General features: G+C 46.6%; 15 protein-coding genes. 2 read left to right on the forward strand and 13 right to left on the reverse strand.

Annotated elements, in window-relative coordinates; genetic code table 11:
* Positions 1 to 148 precede the first annotated feature (148 nt).
* The 6 genes from ABD031_RS08735 to ABD031_RS08760 form a co-directional block, all read right to left on the reverse strand.
* Positions 149 to 1792: a mechanosensitive ion channel family protein gene (locus ABD031_RS08735; RefSeq protein ID WP_343850419.1), complete on the reverse strand. Its 1644-nt coding sequence runs from the start codon at positions 1790 to 1792 to the stop codon at positions 149 to 151.
* A 313-nt stretch (positions 1793 to 2105) separates the two neighbouring features.
* Positions 2106 to 3581 carry a glycosyl hydrolase family 28 protein gene (locus ABD031_RS08740; protein ID WP_343850421.1) on the reverse strand — a complete coding sequence of 492 codons (1476 nt, stop codon included), beginning with the start codon at positions 3579 to 3581 and terminating at the stop codon, positions 2106 to 2108.
* A gap of 734 nt (positions 3582 to 4315) precedes the next feature.
* Positions 4316 to 5716 (reverse strand): hypothetical protein, encoded by a 1401-nt coding sequence (locus tag ABD031_RS08745; RefSeq protein ID WP_343850423.1) that lies wholly within the window; start codon positions 5714 to 5716, stop codon positions 4316 to 4318.
* Positions 5703 to 6251, reverse strand: a complete 549-nt coding sequence (locus ABD031_RS08750; RefSeq protein ID WP_343850425.1) for an RNA polymerase sigma factor — start codon at positions 6249 to 6251, stop codon at positions 5703 to 5705. Before ABD031_RS08750 ends, ABD031_RS08745 begins: the two co-directional genes overlap by 14 nt.
* A gap of 38 nt (positions 6252 to 6289) precedes the next feature.
* On the reverse strand, positions 6290 to 6793 hold the full coding sequence (locus ABD031_RS08755) for a hypothetical protein (protein ID WP_343850427.1): 504 nt from the start codon (positions 6791 to 6793) through the stop codon (positions 6290 to 6292).
* Between the two features lie 116 nt (positions 6794 to 6909).
* Positions 6910 to 8103 (reverse strand): Pycsar system effector family protein, encoded by a 1194-nt coding sequence (locus tag ABD031_RS08760; RefSeq protein WP_343850430.1) that lies wholly within the window; start codon positions 8101 to 8103, stop codon positions 6910 to 6912.
* A 170-nt stretch (positions 8104 to 8273) separates the two neighbouring features.
* On the opposite strand from ABD031_RS08760, the gene ABD031_RS08765 reads away from it, so the two are divergent.
* Positions 8274 to 9011 carry a hypothetical protein gene (locus ABD031_RS08765; protein WP_343850432.1) on the forward strand — a complete coding sequence of 246 codons (738 nt, stop codon included), beginning with the start codon at positions 8274 to 8276 and terminating at the stop codon, positions 9009 to 9011.
* Complete coding sequence (locus ABD031_RS08770; protein WP_343850434.1) at positions 9008 to 12646, forward strand: BamA/TamA family outer membrane protein; 3639 nt, start codon at positions 9008 to 9010, stop codon at positions 12644 to 12646. Before ABD031_RS08765 ends, ABD031_RS08770 begins: the two co-directional genes overlap by 4 nt.
* Here the strand turns inward: ABD031_RS08770 and ABD031_RS08775 are convergent.
* The 7 genes from ABD031_RS08775 to ABD031_RS08805 all read right to left on the reverse strand — a co-directional run bounded on the left by ABD031_RS08775 (position 12614) and on the right by ABD031_RS08805 (position 25453).
* On the reverse strand, positions 12614 to 14974 hold the full coding sequence (locus ABD031_RS08775) for a GAF domain-containing protein (RefSeq protein WP_343850436.1): 2361 nt from the start codon (positions 14972 to 14974) through the stop codon (positions 12614 to 12616). The two genes, ABD031_RS08770 and ABD031_RS08775, sit on opposite strands and share 33 nt — an antisense overlap.
* 206 nt (positions 14975 to 15180) lie before the next feature.
* Positions 15181 to 15885, reverse strand: coding sequence for a gluconate 2-dehydrogenase subunit 3 family protein (locus ABD031_RS08780; RefSeq protein ID WP_343850438.1), 705 nt, complete (start codon positions 15883 to 15885; stop codon positions 15181 to 15183).
* Between the two features lie 10 nt (positions 15886 to 15895).
* A complete protein-coding gene (locus tag ABD031_RS08785; protein ID WP_343850440.1) occupies positions 15896 to 17638 on the reverse strand; it encodes a GMC family oxidoreductase in 1743 nt (580 codons plus the stop codon).
* A gap of 80 nt (positions 17639 to 17718) precedes the next feature.
* Positions 17719 to 19080, reverse strand: a complete 1362-nt coding sequence (locus ABD031_RS08790; protein ID WP_343850442.1) for a Gfo/Idh/MocA family protein — start codon at positions 19078 to 19080, stop codon at positions 17719 to 17721.
* Between the two features lie 167 nt (positions 19081 to 19247).
* The gene (locus ABD031_RS08795) at positions 19248 to 20750 is read right to left on the reverse strand and encodes a RagB/SusD family nutrient uptake outer membrane protein (protein ID WP_343850732.1); all 1503 of its coding nucleotides are present in this window, start codon (positions 20748 to 20750) and stop codon (positions 19248 to 19250) included.
* Positions 20751 to 20831: 81 nt separating this feature from the next.
* Positions 20832 to 24296 carry a SusC/RagA family TonB-linked outer membrane protein gene (locus ABD031_RS08800; protein ID WP_343850444.1) on the reverse strand — a complete coding sequence of 1155 codons (3465 nt, stop codon included), beginning with the start codon at positions 24294 to 24296 and terminating at the stop codon, positions 20832 to 20834.
* 167 nt (positions 24297 to 24463) lie between these two features.
* A complete protein-coding gene (locus ABD031_RS08805; protein ID WP_343850446.1) occupies positions 24464 to 25453 on the reverse strand; it encodes a FecR family protein in 990 nt (329 codons plus the stop codon).
* Between the last annotated feature and the right edge of the window lie 166 nt (positions 25454 to 25619).

Raw genomic sequence — 25619 nt, forward strand, 5'->3', positions numbered from 1 at the left:
GAGCCGCCGTGGACGAAAAGAATAACGCATAGAAAAGTCTTACGGAGGAAGATAACATCGCTTTGCTTTCTGGGTTTTACCTTCAAACAAAGTCTCCCGTATTCATCGAGATGTTGGTGGAAAAGAAGAAAAATGCCACGAAGGAAGGTTAACTCCCCTCGCCGATGTTCAAATCCTTGGCGGGAATCGTAATATCCGAACCGTCCCGGTTGGCACGGTAGTGAGGCGACATAATTTCGATGTCGGCGTCTCTGCAAAAATCCTGGATATTTTTGTGCAGTTCGGAATACACTAACGCCTGCTTGCTGGCTTGACGGGTGTAGGCATTGAGCTGATAGGATACATAGAAATCATCCAGACTCGTCTGCAACACATAGGGTTTTGGCTCCTGCTCAACGAACTCCGTCGCCAACGCCGCATTAATCAGTGTCAGGTGAACTTTTCGCCAAGAAAGATCATAGCCCAATGTGATCGTGGTATGCAGGATGAGTCCCTGGTGCTCGGCCTGCTGCGAATAGTTCACCGTGTTTCCGTTGAGGACAGAGGCATTGGGAATCGTAATGATTTCATTTTTGATGGTTTTGATCCGCGTGACCAGCAGGGTTTTTTCGATGACATCACCGGAGACGTCCGCTATTTTGATTCGATCTCCGGGCTTGAAGGGACGCATGTAGGTAATGACCAATCCCGCAATCATGTTGGTAACTGCTGTGGAAGATCCCAGGGAGAAAAGAATGCCGACAAACACTGTGACACCTTTGAATATCTCAGAATCTGAGCCTGGCAGGTAGGGGAAAACCAAAATTAAGGTAAAAGCAAAAAGCAGGAATCGGACGATGTTATAAGTAGGCATTGCCCAGTCCGAGTGAAACCCGTTGATTTCAAGTTTTTCAGCCTCAATCTCTTTGAAAACAAATTTTGTAAATCTTATCAGATACCGCATGAAAATGATAATCACCAGGATGCTAAACAAATTGGGCAAATACACCCAGGTAGAATGCAGCACGTTGCGGATCGGCCGTAATACCAGCTCCAGAATGGCTTCAGACCAATCTCTGGACATCGGAAAAATACTGAAAAGTACAGGTAGCAGTAGGTATAAAATAACTAGAATAACAAACCATTTGAAAATCCGGATCAACTGCAATACCAAGTTGAGCTCCTGTTCCTCAGTCAGATAGGTATAGCTTCGGTAGGCTAGATTTTTGAATAGGACATTTCGGCGGTTGGTAACCCAGTCAATCATCTTACTGGCTCCTTTCTGCACTAAAAAGAAGATAGCGATAGCTGTCAGCAAAGCTGCAATGGTCAATCCTAGTCTAATCGCCCAAGCTTGCAGGGTATTTTCCTTCTGATAGGTCAACACGTAGGAATCTATGATCTCGCGGGATCTTTGAGCCAGCTCTAAGGGCTCGGCATCATAGTATTTAGCATCAGAAGCGGTTATCGTGATGATGATCTGCTCGTTATAGGTGAGGTCAAAACTGCCCTCGACTTCCTCAATTTTAAGTGAATCAGAGGAATACCTGTCGTTTTCAGCAAGATTGTTAACGCGCTGCGTGATCCGTTTTGCGCGATCGTCCGGTGTCATCGAACCAAATCTGGAATACACCAGAAACAGGGTATCACCACTAGACCCTAAAACTGGAAATCCCCTGCGCTCAGCAATCTCAACTTTCTGTTCATCGCTAGGGGAAGCAGACGTCTCCTGATGGAAAGTGACGGCACGAGCTTCGCTGTCAAAGGCCAAAAAAGCCAACCAAATCAACCCTATCGATAAAATTCTCATCATAGCTCTAATCTTATTTGGCATGAAGTTAATCCAAAAAAAAAGAAATGGATAAGTCTGGCAGATGTTTCAAAATTAAAGCGGTTAGCGCCGAATTCGCAGTCAAGAAATCCCTGAATTGGAACGAAATCCTGAGGGGTATGAAAATCCTTGCCGGGTTGTGAAGTGCTTTCAAAATGATAGTTTCAAGGGAAATCACAACTCCGAAAACACCATTCAGTAGTTAATACTAATTATGAATGTCCCCAATAATCTATCTCCATATTTGCCGCAAGAGCTTCTAACAAACCTTGAAGATGAATAGCGGAATTAAACGCTACTTAAACCGAATATCTTTCACAAAGCTGTTTGAGGTAATATTGTTTGCGTCAAGCTGTTTACCGTCAAGCAGAACGTTATCAAACACCACCCCGTCTATTAAATGCCCTTCATCAAATCCTATTAATTCAACGCTGGCATGATCTCGTATAATGTATGGCTTCCAGTCTGTACCATCCTGAAACCCAGTAAGGGTGGTATCAATCGGTGCAGAAGTTGCGACTATATTTCGAAAGGTTACGTTTCTAATATTGCCCCTTTCTTCAGTTTCCGTCCACCTTGTTTTTCCAATCCAGCAAGAAATTAACCTGCGCGCTTCTTCAATCCTTATGTTATCAAAGGTCACATCGCTGATAACAGCGTCGTCGCAATGATAAACCCTCAATGCGGTTTCTCTGCCTACATCGTGTATTACATCACAATCCTCGAATAACACATTGCTGATATTCTCATGGACCTCCGCTCCTATGCTTAGCGCATGTGCCAGCTCATTCCAAACCACACACTTACGGGTGTGGATATTCTTCACTTCTCCATATCCCTCGAAAGATTTTATCACCACAGCATCGTCAAAAGTTCTCATAAAACAATTTTCAACCAAAACATCCCTGCTGCTGGTAATATCCACCCCGTCGGCATTTCCCCTCCAACCTATAATTTTAATGTTATCAACCTTTACCTTATCACTACTTTGAATCGGAATGGTCCAATGGCTAGGATCAAAGATAGTAATGCCTTCAATCGTGACATTTTCAGAGCGCTGAGCTAGAATGGTGTACCGTCGCTCCTTTTTTGGAACAGTGGCCTGATCTATGATTCCCCGCCCGCGGATGCTAACATTTTTCCCCTGGAGTATAAAGGTTGGTTTCTTGCGAAGGGCACCCCGTATTTCTATCTCTTCCTCGTTTTCGGCCACACCGCAGCGTATATAAGCGCCACCCGCGATATAGATTGTTTGACCGTCTTTTATAGTCACATTGGTCACGTCATGCACGCCAGGTCCGAAATATATCAGGTTAGGGTCTTCAGGGTCAGGAATATTTTCTTCAAATGGATTGGCTGAAATATGCAATGCTTCATGCCAATCTCCATTTACCTCCACTGTCAAATGACCGGGTTGGTTGACTTGGAAAGTAATTTTGTCCCCCTCAATCACCGCCTTAATACCATAGGAAGAAGGTAAAATTTTAACCGCTTCCACCTGTTCAGGATAGGTGACTGAAACGGATACTTCACCATTCATATCGAAGGATGCTACTGAGGCAAATCCAAACTCTCCGGTCGGTTTCAGTCGGGGAACTGGCGTAGCCGACGGAACTTTTGTTTTATAAACAGGTACTTTCTGTCCTTCAACTTCTACCTGGAAGGCCTTGGACAATTCAATACCTTCCGGTGCCGGATATACCTTCACCTTCTGATTGCAGGCACTCATGCCTGCAATCAATAAAAAAAACAATCCTGCGATTTTCTTCATCCGATTATATTTTGTCTTAGTCAATATTTGTCGACTACCTGTTCTATCTCGCTACAATGTTTAATCTCGGGAAGAACAACCACCTTTGGGAATATCTATGATTTACCCGGTTTAAAATTGAAACCATAATGAAGAGTCCACCCTTGCGAGGAGCTATTCCCGGCGCTTCGACTTATTCGAAAAACCTTAAAAGCCTAGACCCTCTTCTTCGGCTGGTTGGGCGATCACAGCCACCAATATTACAAAGGCAACAACTAATAAACCAATTTTTTAGCCTCAATCGTTGTTTGATGTTGTTCCCCTTTGGCCTCTGATTTTTTTTAAAGAACACAACAGATTAAATTCAGTGACCACCAAGGATTCGTAGAAGATAGAGCAGGGTCGTCAAATTGCTTCAACCTGTTGGTTTCCAATGGAAATCACAGCTTCTACATATTTCATGTGAGAATCCAGTACCTAACAGGTCCCAAAAAAAAAAACCACCCGAGATCTCTCCCGGGTGGCGACTAGTTGGTTTGGTATTTCAGTGTAATTTCCTTTCTATTTTCGCTCGATCTTGGAGCTGTAAAGATTTTTTTCCAAGATGATTTTGGTCTCGAATCTCCCCTATCCTCTTTTTACTGGGAGTGAGCTCCATCAGAACATTCCGAATTCAAGAGGTTCTCTTGGCTCTCGACTCTTGCTTCTAATGTCTGCGGTCTTGATACTAGCGTCTAGCTACTTGATACTCGCAACTATTTCTTCTGAACTGCTCCAAAGTTCACCTTGAACGACGCTCCGAACATGCCGAGCTTTTCCCCATATCCGGAAAACTCCTGGAGCGGGTAGTTGTAGAAGGGCATCACTTCGTAGCTTGTTTTTTTGGATTCAAACAGCCGGATATTCAACCCGAAATTGGCGGTGGCAAAGGGGTAAAATTGCTGATCGGACACATTCAGGTCTTGCGTTTGACTAACGGATTCAGATTGGAGTCGGAAAGAATTTGCGGCTAGTGCATCATATACCGCCACCTGTCTGGTATAGGAAGCTTCTTGCTCAGCACCTTGATTGAAGGTGATCAGATTCGAAAATCCTGCCTGTACAGAAATTTTGTCATTTCTAGTAATCGGATATTTGAAGTATAGCGGTATGTCCAATTGCACTTGGTTGATTTCGTTGGTTTCGGTTACAGAAAAACCAGCGGCATTGATGCCCGAACCGTTGTAACTCTGGCTTTCACTGGCCTGATTGAGGTAGTTGACTGCAAGACCTGAACCCATGACCAGCTTACGGCTGATGGCCATATCGACCATCACGCCAAGTCCAAGGCTGGAACCACTCGTTGCCTGCTCAGAATTAGATGATGCGCCAAATCCCGGCGACACGCCCATCGCAAGACTGGCAAATGACTTGGTTTCCAAGATCTCCTTGATTTCTTCATCGCTTAATTGTGGATCCTTCGGCAATTCCGCCTGGGCGATAACAGCGTTTTGTGCTACCGGCAGCGTTGCATTTTCCACTTCAGCTTTTTCATTGGTAGCGACTAAAGTCTGCTCGGTCGTAGTCTTCAGCGTATTTTCCTTTTGGAGTGCACTCTCTATTTCAGGGAGATTCTCACTTTTCTTTCGCTCAGGAATACTCCCCTCCGATTTCAATGGGGATGCGTGGACTGGCTTTGGCTTCAATAGCTCAAAAGCGTTTGGTTCAGATTGGTCGCCAATCGGAGTTGCTGCTTGATCATCAGATTCAGATTGATCAGATAGCTTTGAATCCAAAACTGAAATGCTATGCTCTGCCTCCCGGTCTTTTGAATTCACTTCATTTGACTCCTTCGATTCAGAAATCTCTTTCTCCGCATTTGTCGGAGCAGGCTCTTGGACAGGACTAGACGTAGATTTCTCTTCCAAAGCAATCTGCTGAGAAAGTTGATGATCTCCCGATTCAGTTTCCTGGGCAAGCCAGAGTCCACCGGCCACTAACACCAAGATTACCGTGGCAGCAATTCCTGATATCCAATAGGGCGATTTTTTTCTCACGGTCGCGGCGCGTTTCGCTTGAAAGGCCTCCCATGCCCCCAATTCGTAAGGAAGCCGGTTTTCTTCCTGATGCTTTCGCAGCTCGGAGGCCAACCATTTTGATGCTTTATCTTCCTGCATATTCTTTCATGTGTTGTTGTATCAGCTGACGCAGCTTAGTTTTTGCCCGCGTCAGGTAAACCCGAGAGGAGCTTTCGGTGATATCCATTCGCTCGGCAACCTCTCTGTGACTATAGCCTTCGACCTCATAGAGGTTGAATACCAGTTGTTGATCCTCGGGCAATTGCTTGAGAAGTTTGATGATATCTTCGAATGCCAATTGATCCGGGGCGTATACTTCATCGAATACCGGGGTTTCTCCATCGGCTTCCAGGTGATTTTGAAAGCGTTTGTCCTTCCGGTAATAGTCTATTGCGGTGTTGACTGTAATCCGTCGAAGCCAAGGTTTGAGGGAAGGTGCCTCTTCCATTTTGTTGAACGAATCGAAGCATTTCATAAAAGAGTCATTGGTGATCTCGAGTGCCAAATCCCTGCTTTTGGAATAAGACAGACTGATCCCCATGACATAGCCATAGTACTTTTTGAAAAAAAATTCCTCATGTTTTATTGACCGACGTTTGCAACCGTCAATCAACTCTTGGTCCGACCAGCTCAAATCAACTTTCCGCTATATTGTCTATTTTTTGTACTCGTTTAAATGCTCACTTCACAGTTGCCCTCACAATTGAAATCCCGGAAACTGCAATGCTCCCTGATGTAAATCGTAAACAGGTCTTTGGGCGCACTGAGCACTGCCTTTGCCAAGTCGATCTGTACCGTGTCCAACTCGGTTCCAGTCCCTCCCACACAGCCGGTAAACATGCCTGTCAGGTAGAGCTGCATCCTACGAGGCGATGATTCCTGCCAGATCCCATCCCAAACCAGCTCATAAATTCCCGCGCATCCCTTAGGACGTTCTATTTGTAGCGTTAGTTCACTTCCCTCTCGCTTTATCCCTTTGATTTCAAAATTCACCTGACAAAGCTCCAGACCTTTCCTGTTGAAATCGAGCTGTTGGTATTTGGCCTGATTGACGGTAAAACGATAGCCTACACCCGACACCTGGTAGGAATTGTCCAAGCCGTACGGTGCGTCCGAATCGCTGACCGAGCAACTGCAGAGGAATAGTAAAAGAAGAAACCGAAAAGCGGAGGACATGGATGGTTTTTTCCTCTAGACGAAGAATTCTCCGGTATTCGCTACACGAGTACAAAAATTATTTATTTCAACTATCCATAGGGATTATAAATGGCTCCTTTCGGACAATCCTATCATTAATACTGGTGCGGTTCAAAAAATAAACTGGCTACCAAAAAGGCAAGGACGGATATGATAAATCCGAACATGAACACGTTGTAGCTTTTGCGCAGCATCAGATATTTCTTGCTGAGTACCTTGCCCAGATAATAGATATCGCGGGTCATCGAACCATACAGATAGTCCGCATCTTTGAGCATTTCTTTCATTCCATCCGTGTAGTCTTCGAGAGTCATCTGGTAGAAATTGCCAAAATAAAGCAAGTTGCCCTTCCTATTTGCAATATCCTCCTTGGTTACCACGCCCTTGGTCACCTTGGGCCGGGTAGCCAAGATCGCAAAAACCATGGCTATAAGACAGGTACTGATAAGCAAGATCGCTGGAATCGTGTAATTGGGAAATTCCTCCAACTTGCGTATTAGAATCGTCACCACGATCGAGATAATGATCGAATTCACCGAGATCATGATGTTGGCCTTGGTATCTGCCATGGCCGAAAGCTCCATGTGATTGGTCGAAGTGACCCGAAACAAAGTCTCAACGCCGCGATCAGGTTTGGACTTGTCCTTTTTCCCTTTATTGTTTTTCTTCTTAGTTTTTCCTCGGTTTTCGGATTCGAGCTGTTCAATCTTCAAATCCAGGTATTTCAGGTTGACTTTTTTAACAGGCTCTAGGAACTGCTGAGCAAAACTGGTGTGATACCGATGCTTAAGGGTAAACGCTCTGGATTCAACCAGCCATTCCTTTAGGCTAGTCGGTTTACCAGCTGCTTTCTCGTTTTCGCATTTGAGCAGCAGCGTCTGCTGGTAAAAAGCCTCAGTTCCCAGGTGGTACAGATCCGCATCGCAGACAATGGATTCAAATAGATCCGCGGGTGACTGCGGCATTTGGGTAGCCAGAATTGCTTTTTTTATCCGGTCTATCCGAGATTGAGGAAGTCCAAATTTCTCCAAGCTAGTCTGGGCAACTTCCGCCCCCCGAGCTTCGTGTCCCGCCGCACTGCCATCCCAATAACCCACATCGTGAAGCCATGCGGTATAAAACAAATCCTCCTGATCCTCCTCGGAGAACTGGTAAAACTCTCCCATCTCTCGAACTTTCTCTACCATCAGTGTGGTATGGTCTATCGTATGATAGCAGACTTCCTTTTTTTGTCGTCGGGCAAACATTTCCCGAATCCATACCTCAAATTTTTCTGATTGGATATTCACTTTGATTAAGTTTACTTTTACTTGCAAGTAGGAAGATAATTGGTTCTGACCTAATAATGATACGATACTCTCTTCTGATTTTTCTGTTGATGTTTTTTGAGTCCTGCGCTCAACAGTCTGAGAAATCCTCCCCTCACTATTCACTTCCTCCCGGATATACAACGGACCAAATGACGCGCGTCATATTACCTGACGATCTGGAAGAAATCTCTGGTATCGCATGGCAAAAAAATGAGTTGCTCGCTATTGAAGATGAATCGTCTATTATTTATCGTATCAATCCGGAGACCGGCAAAATCCTAAAGAAAACGAAATTTGAGAAAAATAGAGACATCGAAGATCTCTTAGTACAGAACGACACTGCTTGGGTGTTGCGCAGCAACGGCAACCTGTATCGAATTGTAGATTTCAGAGAAAAAGACAGTCAAACCGTGATTTTCGGATTTCCAAGCCGGGATAGCCGTGATTTGGAGGCGATTGTTGTTGCTATCGACGAACCTTTTATTTTGGTTTTTTGTAAAGTCTGTGAGTGGGATGAAGATCCCGACAGAGCTTCCTTTTATAGATTCGATTTGGGAACTATGAAATTTGACTCTACATCTGCAGGCAAAATTGAAAAGAGTCAACTGGTCGGTTTGCTGCCTGCCAAAGCACTGGAAAAGCTGAAGATCCAGCCATCGGCAGCGGCGGTTCATCCGCTGACGAAAGAATACTATCTGCTTTCCTCCACGGGAAAGTGGCTAATGACCCTCAACAAAGCTATGCAGCCAACTTCTATTCACCAGCTTAACCCCTCTCTATTCAAGCAGCCTGAGGGGATGACATTTGCACCGGATGGAACGCTCTACATCTCCAATGAAGCCGCAGATGGCAGAGCAAATATTTTGATTTTTAGCTATAGGCCATGAAACCTGTTTTTTTCCTGATCCTGTACTTTCTGGCATTTTTTCCAGCAACTGCGCAAAACTCTCTATTGAAAATGCGGATCTATCTCATTGGTGATGCCGGGGAAATGGAAGACGGGCATCATCCTGTCATCGAAAATCTAAAATCCAGAATCGGAGAAAACCCAGGAGTTCCCACACATCTGATCTATCTCGGCGACAATATTTATCCTTTCGGCCTACCCCCAAAGGAAGCCAAAAACAGACCCGAAGCGGAAACGATTCTTCGTACCCAACTGAATCTCTTTGCAGATCTTCCCGGTCAAATCTGGATGGTTCCAGGCAATCATGACTGGGAAAAGGGCAAATCAGACGGTTGGAATGCAATCCTCAGAGCCGAGGAATTTGTGTCAGAAAACTTCCCCACAGACAAAGTACATTGGGTTCCCGAAAGTGCCTGTCCCGGTCCAAAGGCGATTCCGCTGGACAATAACACACTCCTGATCACCATGGACAGTCAATGGTGGCTGCATTCCAATGACAAGCCGGGGACGGACTCGGATTGCGATTACAAGACAGAGGAGGAAATCATTGCGGCGATCTCCTATCTGCTGGAGGAAAACCAGGACAAAATCGTCCTCTTTGCGATGCATCACCCGATGAGAGCCTATGGTCCGCACAATGGCGCATACAGCTGGAAGGATCACCTCTTTCCCCTCACTGCAGCAAAAGAAAATCTTTACATTCCGCTCCCGGTCCTCGGCTCTATCTACCCACTCTATCGCACTTGGTTTGGGGACGTTCAGGATATCCCACATCCAAAATACCAGGCGATGATCGGAACTCTGGAGCGAGTTTTTGCACGTCACCCTCACGTCATTCAAGTCGCAGGCCACGAGCACGGGCTATTCTACACAAGAGAAGGGAGCAATCACTACATCGTGTCCGGCGCCGGAGCCAAAAACACCTTCATCAAAAAAAATAACGCTGCAGCGTTCACCTATGGAAATCAGGGCTATGCCTATCTCGATTTCTACGAAAATCACCGGGTGAGTTTGACCTTTCTCGACCCATCCATAGACTCACCACTTTACCAATCCGACCTCATTCAACCGTTTGCATTGGTTCCGGAAGAGTTGAGGCTCTTTGAGCGCAAAAATCCTCCCAGCGTCACGCAACCTATCTCTCTGCAATATCAAAAAGGAAAACTACACCGTGCTTTTCTGGGAACCAATTACCGAGATACTTGGGCCATTCCGGTCACTTTCCCTACGCTGGATCTGACGAAAGAAAAGGGCGGCCTTACCATCGAACAACGGGGAGGCGGGATGCAGACCAAATCTCTGCGGGCAAAGAACCCAAACGACAGGGAATTTGTGCTTCGTTCGATCAACAAATATCCGGAAAATGCGATTCCGCCCCCACTTAGGCAGACCATCGCCAAAGACGTCGTCCAAGATCAGATCTCCGCTTCCCACCCCTATGCATCTGTCGCAGTTGCTCGCTTGGCGGAGAGTGCAAAAATCATCCACACCAATCCAAAGATTGTCTATCTGCCGGATGATCCGCTGTTGGGAGTTTTTAGGGAGGATTTTGGCAATGCACTTTATCTTTTCGAAGAAAGAGAAATCGCATCGCCGGATGCTTCAGACAAAGTCAAATTCTACAGCACCGACAAGATGTTGAAGGAACTGCACCATGACAATGACCACGAGGTAAGGCAAAAAGAAGTCTTGAAAGCCCGGCTCTTCGATCTGTGGATCGCGGATTGGGATCGGCATGATGACCAGTGGCGGTGGGTAGCCGAAAAAGGAAAAAATGGGCTAGAATTCAGCCCCATGCCCAGAGACCGAGATCAGGCCTTCTTTCTTAATGAAGGATTTTTTCCAAAAATAGCAAGCCGAAAATGGGCCAACCCTAAGTTTCAGGGCTTTGGCTATGAGCTGAAAAACGTCAACGGTTTCATGTTTAACGGCCGTTATTTTGACCGCAGTTTTATGACTGACCTGGATCGGGAAGACTGGGAAGAGGAGATCGACGAGCTTCTGCCCAAACTGAGCGAAGAGGCGATATACAGCGCATTTCAGGATTGGCCCAAAGAAGTCCGAGACCAAGATGCGCCAGTGATCCAAGCAAAGCTCCTCGCAAGAAAAACCTGGCTAAAGGAGAAGGCATTGGAATACTATGATTTTCTGGCAGATGACGTGGATGTGGTCGGCTCAAACAAGGATGAGGAGTTTGAAATCAGGCATTTGCCCGATGGTAAAGTGGATGTGGAAGTCCGAAAAATAAATAAAGACGGCAAACTCGAACAGCGAACCTACAACCGGACTTTTTCCCCAGAGGAAACACGTGAAATCCGACTCTATGGCCTGAAAGGAGATGACCGCTTCATCTGGGAAGGGGAAGGAAATAGCGAAATTCTGATCCGAGTGATCCCGGGAGAGGGTGACAAAGAACTGCTTGATTTAGCCGAACTAAATGGAAAAAAACATCTCGTCTATGTTCCGAAAAAAAAGAAGGCTACCTACTCCGGCCCAAACCTAAAAATCAAGGAGGCACCAAATCCGGATTACCTGAGCTATGACCGGATGGCTTTCAAATATGATAGGATCATGCCTCTAGCTTCCATAGAATACAATCAGGACGATGGTGTTTTTCTTGGCGCAGGCATCCTTTGGGAAAAACATGGGTTCAAAAAGAAACCCTATTCGGCAATGCATACTGTGACGGGAAATTATGCCGTGAAAACAGGAGCCTTCAATATGGAATACAAAGGACGGGCGGTGGATGTCGTAAGAAGCTGGGATTTGGTGTGGTTGGCTGATGTCAAGGCGCCGGATTATGTCTTCAACTATTTCGGCGCCGGAAATGAAAGCAATTTCAACCGGGAGGAGTTTAGCATCAATTACTATCGCTCCCGGTTTAGCTGGTACGAACTTAGCACAGGACTACAAACCCAACTGGGAGATGTGGGCAGATTTGCCGTCGGACCAAGCTACCAGGTCTATCGGTTTGATCCTGAAGACAATCTAGACAAATTCATCACCTCCCCGGACAGTGATGTCGACCAAGCGGAGCTGGATCAGACCAAGTATTATGCAGGAGTGACCGCCTTACTGGAATTTGACAAGCGTGACAATGTGCGGATGCCCACTCGGGGATATTATTTCCGACAGGAGATCCAGCACTTTCAGGGAATTAATCAATTTGCGAAAAACTATAGCGCCGCCAATACCGAACTACGGCTGTATTGGGCATTTAAATACCCTTCAAAGATGGTCTGGGCCAACCGTGTAGGCGGTGGCAAAAACTTCGGAAGCTACGAGTATTTCCAGGGTCAGATTCTTGGCGGGATGAACAACCTTCGCGGATTCAGACGGTATCGCTACAATGGAGATGCTGTATTTTACAACAATCTGGAGTTTCGTCTACAGCTTCTCAACCTTCAGACGCCTATTCTACCGGCTACCGTCGGGATGATAGGATTTTACGACGTCGGCAGAGTATGGCTGAAGGGGGAGGATTCAGGCACTTGGCACAATTCACTTGGAGGCGGACTTTGGATTGCCCCGGTCAGCCAGTTTGTAGCAACTTTTTCGGTTGGATTCACGAAAGAAGAAACTTTACCTTTTTTCAGTTTCGGATACCAGTTCTGATTTACCGGACTGACTTAGCAGCGTCTTTGGAACCACTGTAACCCGGATCGCTTTCATCCCGTGCACTCCCTGCATGTCCTCCAATTCGAGATGTTCAATGTTTTCTTCCAACAACTGCCGGTTTTGGAAAAAGTGGATGAAGTCGAGGTATTCTTTGGAATCCTTTGGTTGGGAATAGACCACGGCGATCTTACCCGGCTGAACCAAGCGCTCGTTGGTTCCCTTGATGAGTGCTTTGTCAATCCGCTTTTTTATGATCTCATAGCGGATATTGTAGGCTCCTTCCACGTCAAACTTCCGCTCATCGAGTCGGAAGCTAATCGTCAACGGTGCACTATGCGCCAAGATCAGTTGCGTGGTGTCCAGACGAACATCCAGGGACGGAGACTTTTCCCTGACTAGATTTACAATATCTATCAGCGTCTGAAGCTGCCAAAGTCTAAGATTTTTCAGATAGATCGGATCAAACGTTCGATCCTTGACCAAAGACTGTCCGATATAGATGTTGTATTCGATCCCGTCCGTCTTGAACTTCTCAAAGTAGTGCGGGAACATCTGCTGGATTTTAGTCTCCTCCCGGTCCAGGTATTGACCGACCAGGAGATTGATCTCTTTTAGACTTTGCTCAAAGGCTTTTCGGTGGATGTACACCACCCCCATCTGGGGATCAACAGCCTGAAAATACTCCTTCACCGAAGGCACCAAATCAGAGAAAGTCGCGCTGAGATGTTTGAAGGTTGGCTCAAATTCCAGCAGGAAAAACTCGGTGATCCTTACTTCTTCTTCAGCATCCAGTATCAGTTGGATTCGACTTTCAAATTCCTCGATTTTCTCCACCATCCTATCCAAAAGAGGTAGATAGTGGAGAGAACGGGCTTTTTCAAGAACAGTTTTGGCTAGTCCGAGCTGAATTAACAAGTCTCGCTGAATGGCACCATTTCGCTCCTGCGAAGAGTTTTTCACATCGACAGCCGCATATAAGGGAAATACGTCCCGAAAATTGATCGGAGCAATCTCAGGAACTTTTCCCTGCTCCTCTTCTAGCGCATAATCCAGTGCGATCTCGTCAAACTTCCATTCCACCACCGGATGAATTGCCGTAAACTTCTTACGGATGATCGATTTGATCTTCGAGTCCAGCTGCTCAGCCTGCTTGTTGAACGCAATGGAAAGCGAGGGAGCCAGCATATCCAGGTGATGGAGCATGATCGGCTCAAACGCATCGTGACGGAGAGAACAGACCTCCAAAAGGCCCACCAGATTCCCCTTGTGCTTCAGCGGATAGAGAATCACTTCTTTCACACCCAGTTCAATCACTTTGGACATAAAACTGCGTTCTGGAAACTCCGCAGAAAGCTCGTTTAACAGTACTGGCTTCTCAATAGCCGAGAGGAAATTGAGAATGCCCTGATAGGGAAGTTCGCTGTCTGTCTCGCAGAGCATCTTGAGGATGTAGCTGTTGGCGAGGCGGCTCTTTGAAAAAACAAGTTTTCCGTTAATCTGCTGCAGGGAGGCCATTCCGACTTTCAATTCGGAAATACCGATCAGAGATTTAACCGAGTCCTCCACCACTTCCAAAAATTCCCCATTGGAAATCTCCTCCTGTTTGAGGACCGCTTCATTTAGGGTGGCTACACTTTGGGACACGGTGATATCGTCAGCTTCGAGGAGCAGAAATCCGCTGAAATTAAACAAACTCAACGGCAAAACTTTGAGCCAGTTTTCCAGATCATAATGATCGGGGCTCGCACTCGAGCATATTTCAGATTTATCGTGGATGTTCGGCAGCGGCCCTTTGGCTGACACCTGCACAAACTGAAAGTTCATTCGAATCTGAAAATGCCGATTAATTCCATTCGGTCCGCGGTATTTGAATACCAAAGGATGTCCTTGGTTCATCTTGATTCCATAGACCTGATCCACTATCCTGCTGTACATATTCAGCATCTTGCTGAAGTTAATACGATCAATATCCATGTCTTTAGGGATTCTGATCGTACCGTCCTCATTAAGAAAAAGCTCGCTAAAGGCCGGCGTGGAGTAAATCGGTTTCAGATCAAAAGGGGCAGTAAGCGCAATAATTCGCTTTTCCTGCTGACCTGACATGGGAAAAAGTGAGCTCAGAATTAATCCGAAACCAAGAAAGTTTTCGGGTTTGTCAAGTGCTTCCGGATCTACCGGACTTTGAATTAGATCCGGAAATTGCTTAATCCTGTTGATGAGATCTCTGTAGAGACAGGTGTCTGCTTTGGATACATCAGACCTTTTCTCCCATTGGTCAAAAAGAAGCTGGAAATCCAAGTGGGCGGAAAACGGGGCGTCATTCATAAAACTAAGCCGACAAAATGAAATCAAATTCAAGATATAGATACCTGAATCTAAATGAAATAGTTCCGGTATTTTGAAAAATTATCTACAGGTTTCGAGACTGGGTGTTTTTTACAAATAGGCAAAACAAAAAGGCTTTGCTGAAAATAAATCCAACAAAGCCTCCGATTGATAATTCAGCATGAATAACCCCCTTCATTCTGACGCTAGGAAATCAGATTCCCTTGATCGTCCCAGGTCGCCATGCTTCCTCGGCCTTCTGGTGTCAGATAGACTTTCAGGTATTTTTCCTCCAAGGCCAGACCATACTCATCCATGACCTCTTGAGAAGGGCCATCCCAGACGTTGGGTGTATTTCCGACATAGCCGATGTCCTTGAAGCCAATTTCGGTGGTGTAGAATCCGGAGACTGTCATGTTTCTCAGCAAGTTGAAAAACTTCACTCCGGTCAACACTTCCGGAGCGGCGGTATCGGGCCAGGCAATTTCATCGATGATTTCCAACTGCTGGGTACCTGAGAGTTCGGTAAAGGTCTTCGAAAAACGCTCAGCCGAATGCAGGTTGAGCCACATCAAACCACCCCTGAAAGCAGTCTGATTTTCCGGCTGATCCTTCAGCATAAATTCGATGTAGTCCGGCACTTTCGCTTCGGAAGCACTACCCGAAACAGCATCCTTCGGAATAACGATGTCCACCAATATAGTCACCAAGGCCATTTCCTGCTCAGTCAAAAACTGATCTGAAATCAGGGCATTGTCACGTTCGATCTCCTCAGGAGTCCTTCCTCCAGGAGTACCCAAGATTTTAGGTGACAGATCAGCCAGTTTTTCCTCGGGACTACAAGCCGTCAAAATCAAGCCAGTGCCTAGCGAACCCGCGAATAAAAGTTTTAGATTTTCTCTTCTGTTCATGATTGTTTGCTTAGAGGTTTTTGCTTTTCATTTCGTTGATGATAAAATCCGACGTTCTCCAGGAAAGTGCCAAGATGGTCCAGGTTGGGTTCTTGTCCGCCTGAGACACAAATGACCCTGCATCCACCACAAACAGGTTTTTACAGTCATGTGCCTGACTATTGGAGTTCAGCACCGAGGTGGATTTATCGTCTCCCATCCGGGTAGTCCCCACTTCGTGGATGATTCTCCCGGGAGCCAGAAGCCCGTATTGGGTTTCGGGTCCAGGTTTGGTTCCGAGCAGGGTAGCTCCAGCACTCAGCAGCATATCCTCAAAGGTATCCTGCATGTGCTTCGCCTGCTTGACTTCGTTATCTGTCCACTTGTAGTGAAATCTCAATACCGGGATTCCGAATTTATCCACGACTGTTGGGTCAATCTCGCAATAGTTGTCGTACTGAGGCACGCTTTCTCCCCGCCCGGCCAATCCCACGGTACTTCCATACATTGTTCTGATGTCTTTTTTCAAGCCTTCACCATAGCCTCCATTTGGGCTAGGTTTGCCAAACTCATCTTCCACATGTTTTCTGATCACGTCCATATTGGATCCAAAACCATAGGATGGCATGCCTAGTCCACCACCATATTCGATGTGATAGCCACGGGCAAAATCAAGTTTTTTGTTGTCCAGCCACCAAGGCGAGTAAATGTGGTTGCTCCCTACCCCGTCTTCGTTGTATCGCTTGCGATCCATCATAGCTGGAATGATTCCCGATCTACCAGCACCGGTCGAATCATGAAGGTATCGGCCGAGCATTCCGCTGGAGTTGCCAATGCCATCAGGGTGGATCTTGGATTTGGAGTTGAGCATGATTCGGGCAGACTCGCAGGCGGAGGCACCCAAGACTACAACTCTGGCTTTCAGTTTGTACTCCTTCATATCCCGCTTGTCCACGTAGGAAACTCCGGTGGCCTTTCCAGTGTCGTCGGAGGTCACCTTTCGCACCATGCAGTGTGTGAAGAGATCCACCTGGCCTGATTTCATCGCCGGCTTCACCAATACTGTACTTGCCGAGAAGTCAGCGTAAGCTTGACAGCCTCTGTTACACTGTCTGCAAAAGAAACAAACGCCTCGGTCTTTGTTGATTGGCTTTGTCAAGATCGATAATCGAGCAGGGATAACCGGAATATTGAGTTTTTTGCCTCCCCTCATCATAAACATCTCATGCAATCTGGGTTTGGGAGGCGGCAGAAAAAGTCCATCCGGCTCATTTCTCATGCCTTCTTTGGAACCGAAAACTCCGATGAGCTTATCTACTTTATCGTAATAGGGCTTGACGTCATCGTAGCCGATGGGCCAGTTATCACCCAAACCATCTATGCTTTTTCGCTTGAAATCATCCGGGCCAAAGCGCAGCGAAATTCTCCCCCAGTGATTGGTTCTTCCTCCAACCATTCTGGATCGAAACCAGTCAAACTCGGTTCCGCTCTTTCGGGTGTAGGGTTCATCTGGCATTTCCCAGCCGCCGATGGCCGCATCAAAATCACCAAATGGACGGAGTTGCGTACTTGCTCCCCTGCGTGGGGATTCCCAGGGAAATCTCAGCTGGGTTCTATCTTCTTCCTTGGCAGGATCCCAATCTCCGCCGGCTTCAACTACCGCTACGGACAGCCCTGCCTCCGCGAGGATCTTGGTGGCCATGCCCCCGCCTGCACCGGAACCGACGATGATCACATCATAGGAATCCTTGCTGGGTTTTATCTGAAAACTCATGTTTGGTTATTGTTAAGTGGTTTTAATAATTCCTCGGGGTAATCCCAAAGGAATACTTTCAAATGGCGGAAACAGGCTAGTTACACTTCCCAACCAGCCCTGTATTCCCTGCTCAGATACTTTTCGGCATCGGGATGATTGGAGATCTTCATCTTTTTCGTATTCCACACCAAAGTCTTTTTTGGCTCCCGGATCGCGACCGTCCCCAAAATGATAGCCTCGGTCATCGGTCCTGTCTGTGCAAAATGGCTTTCGGTCTTAGTTTTGCCCAAACAGGCATCCACAAAGTGATGGTAGTGATCCCGATCCTCCAGCTCCGGAGGGCTTATCTGCCCAAATTTTTCTGCAGGAAGCAAGACGGGCATTTTGGTGTGGGGGATCAGCAAGGCACCTTCAGTCCCGACCAGCATCGCCGACTCGGCGGGGTAATCATCCAGGGAAAATAACGATCTGACTTCCTCCGGTGGGTAAAACTCACCATCAAACCATTCGACCGTGAATTCCTCGGCCTCTGTCATTTCATTTCCGGGAAAAACCCAAGTAATGTGATTGCTCTGCGGCCAGGTATCGGCGCGCCTTTGGGGAGAATTCTCCCACGATTCCTGCACCCTGGCATGCACTGAGCGTGGTGCAGTCAGTCCCATTCCCTTCCAGACTGCGTCAAAAATATGACAGCCAATATCGCCTGACCAACCTGTACCGAAGTCCTGCCAAGCCCTCCATTTGGCGGGGTGATAGATCGCCGGATGATAAGGTCGCATCGGTGCCGTGCCTGTCCAAAGATCCCAGTCCAAGAATTCTGGCGGCGCTTCTCCTCCGGCTGGGCGAGGCCCCGGAAACCGATATGCTTCTGTGGCTCCTGGTCTGTTGGAGCAGAGGTAAACTTTTTTGATTTTCCCGATATGCCCTTCTTTGATCCATTGGACACCAGTCCGGTCGCCCTTGCCTGAGGCGTGCTGGGTTCCGAGTTGACTGACGATCCCGGCTTTCACTGCGGCCTCTGTCAGTTTTCTTATTTCCGCAACGTCGTGACACATCGGCTTTTGGCAATAGACATGCTTGCCCTTTCGGATCGCAGAGATTGCAATCGCATAGTGATTGTGGTCAGGAACACTGACATTGATCGAGTCGAAATTTTTGGATTCTTCTTTCAACAATTTTCGCCAATCCGTGTATTGACGGGCATTGGGGACGAGCTCGGCGGCCTTTTTTAGCCGTTCTTTATCCACGTCGCAAATCGCTACGATTTCGACATCAGGGTGAGCAATAAAACGCTGCAGGTCATGACTGCCCATTCCTCCCACTCCGACACAGACGTGCCTGAGTTTCTGTGCTGATTTCCCCGCGAAAGCCGGAAGATTCAGTAGTAAGGGAGAAGCAATGAGAGATGCAGTAGTCGCCAGAAACTTCCTTCTGGAACCACTGTGTGAGTTATTTTCCAAAGGTTAGGTGGGTTTACTGTGAAACCCGAAATGGGAACCAGAAAATCCAATACGGTATCAAGTCCTGGTGCACAATCCGGGTTTAAAAAACACTCACTCCCCGAAAGGCCGAGCCTACCGGAAAGTGAGTTTTTTAAGGTACTGATTCAGCTTACTAGCTCATCCGATCAATAGCCCGGGTTTTGAGGCTGAAGATTTGGATTGTTTTGCGTTTCAGGAAGCGGATACGGCATCAACAGGTGCTTAGCCTGAAGTGCTTCGTTGGAGCTTTGGTTCACATGACCTACAAATTCATCGAATCCATTGGTAAGTTCATTGTAGACCTTTCTTAAACGAAGCATATCAAACCAGGTGATCTGCTCGTAGCACAGCTCATGCCATCTCTCTCTCCATACTGCCTCACGAAAGGTGTCCTTGGTATATTGACCCATCGCCGGAGTATTCAACCCCGCTCTGTCGCGAATCCTTTTCATGCTTTCGTAAGCCAAAACGGTCGGGCCTCCGATTTCATTTTGAGCTTCGGCGTAGATCAGCAATACTTCGGCAAACCGAATCAAAGGCACATTCAGGTTATTGTTTCTGGAACCAGGAACACCCGCTGTGCCATTTGCAGTTTGATTGAAGTGTTTGAAAATGTATGGTGCGCCCAGATCAAAGGGTGCCCCGCTGCCATTGGTGTAGTAGGAAGTATAGAAGTAACCTTTTTGATCCACAGTTCTCAAGTCACCTTCCTCGTAAGACTCATAAAATTCAATCGTCGGCACAGTACTTCCCGTTCCAGATGGACCCTGAAAGGTTACCGGCTTAAAATTCGGGTACATGTTATTCATTGGATTGCCCGCCACCACGACATTGTACTGCAACATAAAAATGTGTTCCAGTCTGTTGTCATTTTTCTCATCATGCATCACCACATAGTTGGGAAACAAGTTGATGGAAAGTGGGTTGCTCAAAGAATAGCTGATGACCTCCTCAGCCTTCTCCGCAGCCAATTGATAGTGAGACGCTCCTTTGCTAAGCGGGAACCCTGCCATGGTCAGGTACACCTGCGCCATAAGTGATTTAGTAGCTGCCAGCGAAGCACGACCGCTAATGTCAGTCCATGGAAATCCCGCTGCTTCGGCTATTTTCAGATCATCAACAATCAACTCATAGACGGACTCTTTTGGAGCTGGCGATGGCCTGAAATTTTCTGAGGCAGCTGTCTGAGGCAACACAATCAATGGGACATCTCCCCATAGTCTCACCAGGTAGAAGTAGGCCCAGGCTCTGAGAAATCTTGCTTCTCCCAATACCTTTTTCTTCTGCCCTTCATCCATCGGAGTAATTGCTGGGACTTTGTCCAAAACCAAATTGGCATTGGCAATCACTTTATACAAGCCATTCCAGTAGTTGATGATGTGTTGGGTTCTTCCGTCGTACACCAACCCGTACAGGTTATTCAAATCTGAATTCTGTGCCGTTTCAGTAGTAGAAGTCCCCGTAGGTGCTTCCAGCAACTGCCACGTAGAGGAAAATATCCCTCCGTCACCGCCGATAAATCTGGTGTCTGCATACACTGCGGCCAACGCTGCCTCCGCATGGTCAGGAATCGTATAATAGCTTTCAGGTGTAAGATTAGAAGGATCCTGCTCCTCAAGGAAATCCGAGCAGCCTGAGATTCCGGTCATAAAAGCTCCTGCGAAGAGCAGACTAAATGCTTTATAAAATCTGGTATATTTCATTTTTAAGTCTCTTTAAGTAAAACAGGATTATAGGGTTACTTGAAGGCCGAACAGGAACGTCGTCGGCTTTGGATAGCCATGCCAGATCATCCCTTGAGAAAACACGTTGCTTCCATCGCCACCACGAATAGGTGTCTGTTCTGGATCTCCAACAACATCATCCCCCACAACCAGGAAGAAATTCTGAACGGTGGTGTAGGCTCTTAATCTCGACAACTTGATTTTGTTCGTAACGGCTGCTGGGAAGGTATAGCCCAACAACAGATTTCGACCTCTAAGGAACGATCCGTCTTTCACCCAATGTGAATCCACGTTGGTCACGTATCCAGCTCTGGTATCCCGAATTTCAGCAATCGGAGAGTTTTGATTTTCCGGAGTCCATGCAGTCAAGACAGACTTATAGCTGTTTGCCAAGGCCTGACGGTCTTCACTTGGGTGAAGCGTCATGTCGAGGATGTCATTGCCTACAGAAAACGCCAGGTCAACGGACATATCCCAGTTTTTAAACCGGAAGTTGTTGATAAAAGAACCCCAGAAATCCGGAGAACCGTTACCGATGATCATCCGGTCGGAATCGTTGATCGCGTTGTCTCCATTCACGTCCAAGTATTTGATATCTCCAGGAAGCATGGTCAAACCATTTCTGTAGCTCACAAATTCAGCGGCTTCGGCACGCTCGGCCTCACTCCAGGTACCCTCTCTTACCAGACCCCAGAATGATCCTACCGGCTCACCTACCCGAATGATGTTGGTTTGGTTGGTGAAGTTAGGTCCACCCACACCAAAGATGTCCGCAGGAGTCGCCAGTGAAAGCACTTTGTTTCTGTTTGCTGACACCATAAAGGTTGTATTCCACAGGAAGTGTTCCTTCTCGATGTTGACTGTATTCAAATTGAATTCAATCCCTTTGTTCTCCATTGAACCCACATTACTTCGGATCACAGAGTAGCCGCTTGTTCGTGGTACAGGAGCATCCAGCAACATGTCAGTGGTCTTTCTGTAATACACGTCAAACTCTAAAGCAATTCTATTTTGGAAAAGTCCCAATTCAACTCCCACGTCAAACTGAGCAGTTTTCTCCCATCTCAAATCCGGATTTGAAAGTCTACTCAGACCGGTTCCGCCTACACGGGTTTCATTGTAAACAGCAGCATAGTTAGAGCTAAGCAAGGACAACGAAGAATAAGGAGGGATTTCAGAGTTACCTGTCAAGCCGTAGCTGGATCTCAGTTTCAAATTGGAAACCGACGAGCTTGAGCTCATAAAATTCTCCTCGGAAATTTTCCAGGCTACTGCGGCAGATGGGAAAAATGCGTACTTGTTGTTTTCACCAAACTTGGATGACCCATCCGCTCTTCCCGTGAAAGTGAACAGATACTTTTCATCTAGGATGTAGTTGATACGGGTGAAATAAGAATTCATCGCAAAACTTGAAGCATTGGACCCCACTGCGGGCAACTGGCTACCGGCGCCAAGATTATTGAACGTAAAGTAATCGGTTGAGAAATTCTGGACGCTGGCGCTCATGGCATTGAAATTTGTTTCTTGCCACGAAATACCCAACATCGCCGTCAAGCCATGACGCTCTGCAAACACCTTGTTGTAGGTCAGATAGTTTTCCAAAGACCAAAAAGTCTCCTTTTGCATAGCCCTAGACGCAGTACCACTCTGACCAATGGCCAAGGTTCTGGTTTGCGATTGATTTCGTTCCTGAGTCATAACATTCGCTCCCAAGATGGTTCTCATTTCCAATCCCTCAGCAAACTTGATATTGGTGTAGAAGCTTCCAAGAGTAGTCTGGGTATCCAAGATATACTTGGTGCCATACAGCCTATGCATGGAACTCATGGTACCTTCTGCAAATGGATAATCTCTGTTGTTGGCAAAAGTACCGTCTGCATATTTCACCGGAAGGAATGGGAAATCCTCCACAATCTGTCTGGCAACCGCATCTCCTGTATCTACAAGGTTTTCAGACTGGTTGTTGTAACTCAAAGTGCCTCCTATTCTCAACCACTTTTTCACTTGGTCATCGATCGTGAATCGGCCCGAGTAGCGCTTCATATACGAGGTTTTGATCAGCCCCTGATCGTCTCTGTATCCCATAGACAGGGAGTAGGTCGTACGTTCATTTCCACCCTGAAAACCCAACTGATGATTTTGAGAAACCTTATTTTGGGTGGTTTCATCCAGCCAATTGGTATCGTAGAGCGGGTTCTGGTTTGCATCAAAGATTCTAGGATCAGTTCTTCTCAAGGCAGGGTTTAGATAGGCCCATTTGCCTGCTGCCCATCCTACCGGATCGTACTTTTCCATATTTGCCCAAGCAAGATCTTCTGTCGCCAGGTATTCCTCAGCATTCAGCACCTCGGGTCTGTTGGGTCCGATCACTGGCACGCTCACGTCAACATTGTAAGTCACAGTGCCTTCTCCTGATTTTCCTTTTTTCGTAGTCACCAAGATTACTCCGTTCGCCCCTCTTGATCCGTAGATCGCTGTAGATGAAGCGTCCTTCAACACTTCCACAGAAACGATATCGTTGGGGTTGATATAGTCAATGGCATTACTTGCCTGTTGTTGATTGCCCATTGGCAACTGGATTCCGTCTACTACATAGAGCGGGTTATTGGAGGAGTTGATCGAACTGAATCCCCGGATCCTGACAGTGGTTCTTCCTCCTGGACGGCCTGAGTTAGTATTCACCTGTACGCCGGACACCCTCCCGGAAAGCGCCTGGTTCAGAGATGGAGAAGGTCGCTCCTGCAGGGATTCTGCCCCCACTTGTCCCACAGATCCCGTTAAATCAGACTTCTTGACGGTACCATATCCGATCACAAGGATCTCTTCCAAAGAAGTGGAGTCGACATCCAGCGAAACATTGACGACAGATTGCTGACCCACCAACACCCGCTTGGCGGTGTATCCGATGTATGAAAAAAGCAATGTGGCATTGTCCGGAACTGTCAAGGTATAATTACCCTCAATATCGGTGACGGTTCCCAGAGTGGTTCCTTCTACCAATACAGTAGCACCGGGAAGCGGCTGATTGTTCTCATCCAGTACTTTTCCTGAAATGCTTTTATCCACCGCCGCTGACACTGTCACTCTTGCGGCATTGGAGTTTGCGTTGTCGGATTTTTTAACGTTGATGTTTTCATTGACCTGCTTAAACTCCAACTGAGTTTGCTGGGAGATCGAGACCAATACATCATATAAGGTCTGTTCCTGTCCGCTCAGGGTCACGTTACCCAAGTCCTTTACTTCTTTGTTTGTATATACAAACTTGAAGTTCGTTGCTTTTTCAATTTCAGAAAACATACTTAGCAAGCTTGCCTCCTGATTGTTCATTTTGACATTTACCTCTTCAATGGTTTTGATCTGCGACATCCCATCTCGAGAATACAGCATGGTCATCGTAAGACACTGGATCAAAAACGCACAGGTAAAAAGCTTCGTCATTCTAACTACAAATAACAATAAACGGTTTTTCATATCTTTGCATGGTTTATTTTGGCTATTACGCAATGGTTTACTTAAACTCTCGGGTACGACTAATTGACGTTAGTGTATCCGATAATCCCTGAGCCGGGGGTGTTGACGCACCTTCGGCTCTTCTTTTTAGTTGATTCATATCCTCATAGGCAGCATTGTTTTATGGGTTATTTAAAGATTATTTCCACTTCATCTTGGTCAATTTTATAATCAAATCTCACCGTATAGCTGAGACCTTCCAGTACATTCTCCAAAATTTCATCCTCGTATCTCCCATAGATAAGAAGCTCTTTGCTGGGCTTGTTTTTAAGGATAAACTTCACCCCGTACCAATTTTCTAAAATCCGGATGGCCTCCATCATTCTCACCTGCTGAAAAATTATCGTCTTCTTCGTCCACGCAAGTACCAGCTGAGAATCAAACTGGCCTTTCTTATATTCTCCGGTTTTTGTATTGAACCTGAGATCTTCCCCTTTCTCTAAGTTGATCTCGGCGGAGACTCCTTGCTTCACATCAACTGCCACCTTGCCTTCCACCAGTGAGACATTCACATCTTCCTCTGAATAGGCAGACACATTGAAGGCAGTACCTAAGGCCGTGGTCTTGATCCCATCCGCCACCACCGAAAATGGTCTGAGTGTGTCCTTTGCCACTTCAAAATAAGCCTCACCTTTAAGATACAGCATCCGTCGGTCGGATTCAAAACTCTTCACGTATCGTATCGAACTGCCGGAGTTCAGCATCACTTTGGAGCCATCCTGCAGGGTCAGATTTGACTTTACCCCCGGAGGTGTGGAGTGCTCCTCATACACCACCAGAAGCGGTAGAACTTGGGGTACATTTTCCGGATAAACCAGACTAACTGCAACACTACTCGCAAAAGCCAAAACCAAAATTCCCGCAACGCCGAGCCACTGCGAATACCTGAAAAAACGCTTCTCCGGGTATCCGTATTTTTTCAAAACCGAAACCGGACCAATGGGAACCACCTCACATTCGGTCCGGTCGCACTCCGGGTCTTCCACCCCATGATCTATCAATTCCCACAGCTCCGACACCTCATCGGCTGACATGGTATGACGCTTGTATCTCAGATTCAAAACAATGTCTCGCGCGACCTTTGCTTTTTCAAGCTGTTCGGGACTTTCAGCAAACAATCGCTCCCATCGAATATTTGAACTTTTCTCAGGAGATAGCGCCCAAATTCTAAATTCGCGATTCAACACAAAATCTTCTACTGAAAATCTGGAAATATCCACACTATTGTCTTTATAGATCTAAGGCGAAATTGTGAAATATCTATCCTTCTATTTTCAAGTATTT

Source organism: Algoriphagus jejuensis, assembly GCF_039523455.1.
Lineage (GTDB): Bacteria > Bacteroidota > Bacteroidia > Cytophagales > Cyclobacteriaceae > Algoriphagus > Algoriphagus jejuensis.